The 5856-nt window shown below is 32.8% G+C and carries 8 protein-coding genes; 2 read left to right on the top strand and 6 right to left on the bottom strand.

All coding sequences use genetic code 11. The features are described 5' to 3' along the window. Positions 1-74: 74 nt before the first annotated feature. The 6 genes from BM088_RS27495 to BM088_RS26600 all read right to left on the bottom strand — a co-directional run bounded on the left by BM088_RS27495 (position 75) and on the right by BM088_RS26600 (position 3194). On the bottom strand, positions 75-224 hold the full coding sequence (locus tag BM088_RS27495) for a hypothetical protein (protein ID WP_177208084.1): 150 nt from the start codon (positions 222-224) through the stop codon (positions 75-77). 599 nt (positions 225-823) lie between these two features. Continuing rightward, a complete protein-coding gene (locus BM088_RS26620; RefSeq protein WP_091991932.1) occupies positions 824-1282 on the bottom strand; it encodes a DMT family transporter in 459 nt (152 codons plus the stop codon). A 27-nt stretch (positions 1283-1309) separates the two neighbouring features. Further along, on the bottom strand, positions 1310-1516 hold the full coding sequence (locus BM088_RS26615) for a 2-hydroxymuconate tautomerase family protein (protein WP_091991930.1): 207 nt from the start codon (positions 1514-1516) through the stop codon (positions 1310-1312). Then, positions 1503-2189, bottom strand: coding sequence for a DsbA family oxidoreductase (locus BM088_RS26610; protein ID WP_091991928.1), 687 nt, complete (start codon positions 2187-2189; stop codon positions 1503-1505). The genes BM088_RS26615 and BM088_RS26610 overlap by 14 nt, the downstream gene beginning before the upstream one ends. Beyond that, entirely contained in the window at positions 2186-2569 is a 384-nt protein-coding gene (locus BM088_RS26605) for a nuclear transport factor 2 family protein (RefSeq protein ID WP_091991926.1), read from the bottom strand. Before BM088_RS26605 ends, BM088_RS26610 begins: the two co-directional genes overlap by 4 nt. A gap of 13 nt (positions 2570-2582) precedes the next feature. Beyond that, positions 2583-3194 carry a glutathione S-transferase family protein gene (locus BM088_RS26600; protein WP_091991924.1) on the bottom strand — a complete coding sequence of 204 codons (612 nt, stop codon included), beginning with the start codon at positions 3192-3194 and terminating at the stop codon, positions 2583-2585. 196 nt (positions 3195-3390) lie between these two features. Here BM088_RS26600 and BM088_RS26595 point away from each other — a divergent pair, with 196 nt between their 5' ends. After that, positions 3391-4266 carry a LysR family transcriptional regulator gene (locus tag BM088_RS26595; protein WP_091991922.1) on the top strand — a complete coding sequence of 292 codons (876 nt, stop codon included), beginning with the start codon at positions 3391-3393 and terminating at the stop codon, positions 4264-4266. Positions 4267-4438: 172 nt separating this feature from the next. Beyond that, positions 4439-5590 (top strand): hypothetical protein, encoded by a 1152-nt coding sequence (locus BM088_RS26590; RefSeq protein ID WP_091991920.1) that lies wholly within the window; start codon positions 4439-4441, stop codon positions 5588-5590. The last annotated feature ends 266 nt before the right edge of the window (positions 5591-5856 follow it).

Genomic DNA, 5856 nt, shown 5'->3' with positions numbered 1-5856 from the left:
ATATTAATTCTATTTTGATGTAGTGTTTGGTTACCCAGTAACCTGTCAATGCGTTTAATACCGTATTTTTCAATTTAGCTATTTGACTGTGCTAACGCTCTACCGATAGAAGTTAAACTCAGTCTTGCGCCATGTTTAACTGCATCAACAGCTTCCATTAATGACTGTTTAATTCGTTTATCAAATTTAATTGGATCTATCATATTTAGTGTGGATAATGTCATTTGATGTCTGTATCTGTTAGGTTTGTTTTTTGGCGAAAGTATATTTAACAGATCACAGGCATCACTTCAAAAATTTGTGGGGATCCTTAAGGCTAAAGCCTCACCTACAAGGTTAAACATTTTGTAGGTTGGCCTTTGGGATAACTGTTTGGTATTTTAAAAGAGTAGGGCTAATGGCAATATTTTCTTGCATTACTCTAATAGCTGTAAGGCTAAAGCCTCACCTACAAGGTTAGGCATTTTGTAGGTTGGCCTTTGGGGTAACTGTTTGAGGTTTTAAAAGAGCAAGGCTAATGACAATATTTTCTTGCATTACTCTAATAGCTGTAAGGCTAAAGCCTCACCTACAAGGTTAGGTATTTTGTAGGTTGGCCTTTGGGATAACTGTTTGGTATTTTAAAAGAGTAGGGCTAATGGCAATATTTTCTTGCATTACTCTAATAGCTGTAAGGCTAAAGCCTCACCTACAAGGTTAGGCATTTTGTAGGTTGGCCTTTGGGGTAACTGTTTGGTATTTTAAAAGAGTAGGGCTAATGGCAATATTTTCTTGCATTACTCTTGAACCTACATTTATGTAAAAAACTTCATCTCGCGAATTATCAAATACGCCGAACGGTTAAATACACACCTATGGCCATAAAAGCTAATCCAACTAAGCGTTTAATTGACATTATATGTTGCGGGGCGCCAAACAAGCCAAAATGGTCTATTAGTACCATAGAAATTAACTGACCTAATAATACAAATGATATCGCATTTCCTATTCCAAATTTTGGTGCAACCCAAGTAATTGTAATAATGTAGAATATTACAAAAAAACCACCAAAATAAAAGAACATGGGTATAGGCTTTTGAATCGGGGCTTTAGGTATGCCGCCTGATACCAATAAGTATCCTACAGATAAAAGACACGCCACAGTGAATAAAATGGTTGTCGCCAAAGCTGGGCTATTTAGTTTAGTGGCTAACTCTCCATTTAAAGCTGCCATAATAGGAATGCCTAACCCTGCGATACACATTAATAGCGCGTAAAATATTGGGTGCTGTAAAATACTCATTTATATCGACTCCTATTTTATTTAATATTAGGTTATTAAACCTTTTCGAATTTGGGTTACTTGATCAAACCCTATGCCCCAGTTGTCTGTATTTATTTCATCAATGATCACAAAAGTTGTTTTGGGATCTTTATTTAACACATCAACCATAAGTTGAGTACAGCCTTGTATAATGGCTTTTTTCTGTTTGTGAGTGACTGTTTCGTCGGTGATTTTAACATTAATATATGGCATCAGATGTTTCCTTAAACTTTAATGCATATTGATTTTCTGGATCATTTATTATTTTTGATAAATTCTCTTCAAAAAAACCGACAGAGTGAGAACCAGACATGAATGTATTTTCATTTATAATGAAAGCAGGAATGCTGCGTATTTTAAATGCTTTTAGGCGTTCAACTTTTCGATTTACTTCTTGTTCTAATTTTGAACTTTGTAAAGCTTGTATCGTTGATGTTTTATCTAAACCTAGCTCCTCTGTAAGATTTAATAAAACATCAATATTATTAATGTCTAAACCTTGTTCAAAATACGCTTTAATCAGTTTTTCATTTAATGCTATTTGCTTATTAAATTTCTCAGCCCAGTGCATTAATTTGTGTACAGCATGTGTATTGAAGTAATGCGTTCTTTTATTAAAGTTCATTGATACACCTGCTTTATTTGCAGTATTTATTAACGATGTTTGATAATCATTTAATTTATGTTCACTCCAATCATATTGACGCGTAAAGTAACTTGAAATTGATTCACCTTTTTTGTCCATATTTGGATTAAGTTCATATGGTAAAAAATGAAAGTCGAATTCAAGGCCTAAATTATTGATTGCAGTCATGATGTTTTTGTAGCCAATAGGGCACCAGGAACACACTAAATCGTGTATCATTTCAATTTTAAATTTACTCATGAATCCCCCATGGATATATCGGTATACATTTTACTGACTATGAGCCAATGACCTTCTTCTTTTAATAAACCTATAAAATCTATGTAGTTAAAATTAAATAAAGGGCATTGAACCTTGACCATCGCTTGGTTGTTAACCACATCTATTGATAGTAATTTAAACTCAAAAGCTCTTTCTTGGTGAATTGGAGATTCGCGCTCCTTAACGTCTGTTAACCATTGCTTTAGTGAGCGGCGTATGCCTGGCGCTTTTAGCCATACATCATGATGAAATATTGATTTTAATTTTGAGACATCTCCATTATGCAAACCATCAAAATATTGTTGTATAAGTGCTGTTATATTTTCAAAATCACGCTTGTTTTTTTGTAAGCTGCGCATAACAATTCCTTGTTTATTGTTTTGAAGAGACGCGTTGTTCAGTTTCAACTGCTTTAATGAAACTTTGCATACTTTGCACGGCATCTAACATTTTTTTTGTTCTATGGCCTATTGTGATATCAACAGGAAAATAAGCTCCCCAACGAGAATAAACGCATAACATAATGTCTGCCGCTGAGGCTGTATCACCTCCTAAAAAATCATTGTTAATTAATTGATTTTCTACAACTTGCCATAAATGATTAATACTGAGTGATGCAGCATTAAAAGCTAACAATTTGGTGTTTTCATCTTTTATATTTTGTTCTATGAAAAATAACTTACTGTAAGCTGGGTGCATAGTTGCATTTGCAAACATAATGTTTTGAATTGCTTTTTGACGCGGCTCTTTATTATTGGGAAATAAAGAATTGGCATGCTTATTTAAGATGTGCAGCATAATTGCTGCCCCTTCAGCGAGTGTATTCTTACCATCGACGAGTACAGGAACACTTCCGACAGGGTTGATAGATTTAAAATTATCAAGTTGTTGTACATTTATCATTTTTATTTCTTGATTTAGTTCATTTAAAACAACTTGCGTAGCAAGAGAGCAAGCATTTTGTGAATAATAAAGTGTATACATATGTTTATCCTAAAAAGTAGTTTGATTTTAAACCCGCATACAAACTAATTAATGTTAGTTTTAATGCGCTAAGGAAATATTAGTCTTTATTATTGTCATCATATATATCTATAATGTGCATATACTGTTCTCGAATTGAGAATAAAAAATTTTTAAATAAAAGAGTTTTATATGGCCTTAATACTAGGTTTTAACTATGGATAAGCTTCGCGCAATTGGGTTGTTTGTACGATTAGCAGATTTAGGTAGCTTTACCAAAGTGGCAGAGCAAGTTAATGCTTCAAAGTCTATGATCAGTAAAGAAATTGGCCGCCTTGAAAGTGATTTAGGAGCCCGTTTATTACACAGATCTACTCGAAACGTACAACTCACTCATGTAGGTGAAGGCTATTTACAACGCGCTAGGGAAATACTTGCAAAACTTGATGATGCTGACAACTTTGTTCAAGAATTACAATCAGGTATAAGAGGTAAACTAAAAATTAATGCACCAATGGCACTTGGGATCACGGATCTCTCAAGTTTATTTTCAGACTTTATGCTTGATAATCCAGAAATTGAATTAGACATACATTTAGGAGATGAAAGCATTGACTTGGTTGAGCAAGGTTTTGATTTAGGATTTCGCGCATCAAGTACACCTATAGATTCAAATTATGTAGGAAGACCACTGACACGTTTTACATATAGGGTATGTGCATCACCAGATTACCTTAAAAATCACTCAAAAATTAGCCTACCGAAAGATCTAAAAGATCATAATTGTTTTGTTTATAGTTATTTTAAAGGTAAAAATGTATGGCCAATAGAGGATGGTATTACTGTAAGTGGAAATTTAAGAGTAAACAATACCATGTTTATGATGGAATCAATAAAAAAAGGGCTTGGAATAGGTTTGATCCCAGATTTTGTATGCCAATCCGCGATAGAAAATAAAGAGGTTGTTGAAATTTTAGCTGATTCGAAAAAACCAATGCTGACGCTGTATGCTTTATATCCAGCACGACATTTTGTGCCAGCAAAATTGATTCAATGCATTGAATACTTAGAGCAGTGGTTTGGTGATAAATAATTTACTGTATTAGGCTTGATGCATCAAACAAAATTTAATACATCAATAAGGCTAGCTGCAGATGCATGTTGAGTATCAATTTTATTTTTATGTTTCAATAAATAAAAATAGACTAACAAGTTTTGAGTATTTAATATCAAATAAAATACATAAGTGACTTAGAGACAATACAATGTTTAATGACGAAATTCCCTTATTAGTTTTTACATTAATGTTAGTATTAATAGCATTTTATTGTATGTATTGGTCTGTATTTAAAATTATAAAGACAAGCCGTTTCATTCGAAATGAGTCTGATATTTCAGATGGTAAAGTCTATCGAGAAAACAAAAGTTCGCAAAATTGCATTACCAAAGTAAAATTTATTGACCAACAAAAGAATAAATTAGACACAGAATTAAAATATTGGTCAGGATTTTCTGTTACTCATTTTAAAGAAAATGAAATATCAGTTAGATATCGAAAAGTCCAACCTAAGTTAGCTTATATTAATCAATTTAAAGGGGCTTTTGCTTTATATTCAGCGGTATTATCTTTATCAATATGTTTGTTTTTTAGCGCTTTTTTTATGGTTAAAGATACAGACAGTTTTTATATTCAATATGTTGAGTTAATAGAAAGATTAAATGCCAAACCAGATTGGCAATATACCAGCGATAAAACGCCATTTGAGTTATTTCCAGAAATGGCAGCTGTTGCAACCTTGCCTGAGTGGGTGACGGATATTTATGCTCCGATGAATATTTCTGACTATTCTCAAATGCTTGATTATATATACTCCCATCCAAAAGCTGAAAATGAATATCAACGTAACTACCTTCAGGCTAAAAATGCAAAGGTAATTTATTATTTTATGTTACACAATAAAGGCAATGAATTTGAGGTTATAAGTGGTTTGTTTCGTTTTCCATATTATTTACATGATAATTTTGTAAAAGATGCTGTATTACTAATGGAGTTTGGTTTAGAGCGATACAAAAATTATCTATATCCGGAACCAAACCAACATGTAAAGAGTAGAGATACTTATGCTCATTTAGTTACAAAAGCGTATCGTGTTTATATGCAAGATAAACGTTATTCGGATGCAATACGGTTATTAGATCAATATTATAAAGTAAATAAAGGTCTTATAAGTGATGAAATTGCCGCTGAAATAGAGTGGGGCATTGCATTTAATTATTGGAAATTAGCCGAACATGATAAGGCAATAATATTAACCGCAAAGGTTGCTACAGATTGGCCTAGAACAAATGCGGGTAATATCGCATCAAGAAATTTGGTTCAATTTAAAAAGCAAAGGGCAAAACCAAAAAAATTATAAAGTATGGTTAGTGTCAATATTTTCCAGCATTGCAATTTATAAGGCCAAAGCTTCACCTACAGAAATATGGCTAAATTTTTTGTAGATTGGCCTTTAGGCTAATAATTTTGATTAAAGTTATAAAATTGTTGGCTAGTAGTTATGTGCTCCTGTATTGCTCGTTACTCCGTAAGGCTTTAGCCTTAAGGATCCCCACAAATTTTTGAAGTGATGCCTGTGATCTGTTAAATATACTTTCGCCAAAAAACAAACCTAACAGATACAGA

This window comes from Pseudoalteromonas denitrificans DSM 6059, assembly GCF_900112265.1.
GTDB lineage: Bacteria > Pseudomonadota > Gammaproteobacteria > Enterobacterales > Alteromonadaceae > Pseudoalteromonas > Pseudoalteromonas denitrificans.
Note: the sequence above shows the minus strand (reverse complement) of the source record. Positions and strands in the feature narration are given on the sequence as shown.

What these genes read in the sequence shown, in the direction of transcription:
- BM088_RS27495 (WP_177208084.1), bottom strand. Translation starts at nt 224, where the DNA reads ATGACATTATCCACACTAAATATGATAGATCCAATTAAATTTGATAAA.
- BM088_RS26620 (WP_091991932.1), bottom strand. Translation starts at nt 1,282, where the DNA reads ATGAGTATTTTACAGCACCCAATATTTTACGCGCTATTAATGTGTATC.
- BM088_RS26615 (WP_091991930.1), bottom strand. Translation starts at nt 1,516, where the DNA reads ATGCCATATATTAATGTTAAAATCACCGACGAAACAGTCACTCACAAA.
- BM088_RS26610 (WP_091991928.1), bottom strand. Translation starts at nt 2,189, where the DNA reads ATGAGTAAATTTAAAATTGAAATGATACACGATTTAGTGTGTTCCTGG.
- BM088_RS26605 (WP_091991926.1), bottom strand. Translation starts at nt 2,569, where the DNA reads ATGCGCAGCTTACAAAAAAACAAGCGTGATTTTGAAAATATAACAGCA.
- BM088_RS26600 (WP_091991924.1), bottom strand. Translation starts at nt 3,194, where the DNA reads ATGTATACACTTTATTATTCACAAAATGCTTGCTCTCTTGCTACGCAA.
- BM088_RS26595 (WP_091991922.1), top strand. Translation starts at nt 3,391, where the DNA reads ATGGATAAGCTTCGCGCAATTGGGTTGTTTGTACGATTAGCAGATTTA.
- BM088_RS26590 (WP_091991920.1), top strand. Translation starts at nt 4,439, where the DNA reads ATGTTTAATGACGAAATTCCCTTATTAGTTTTTACATTAATGTTAGTA.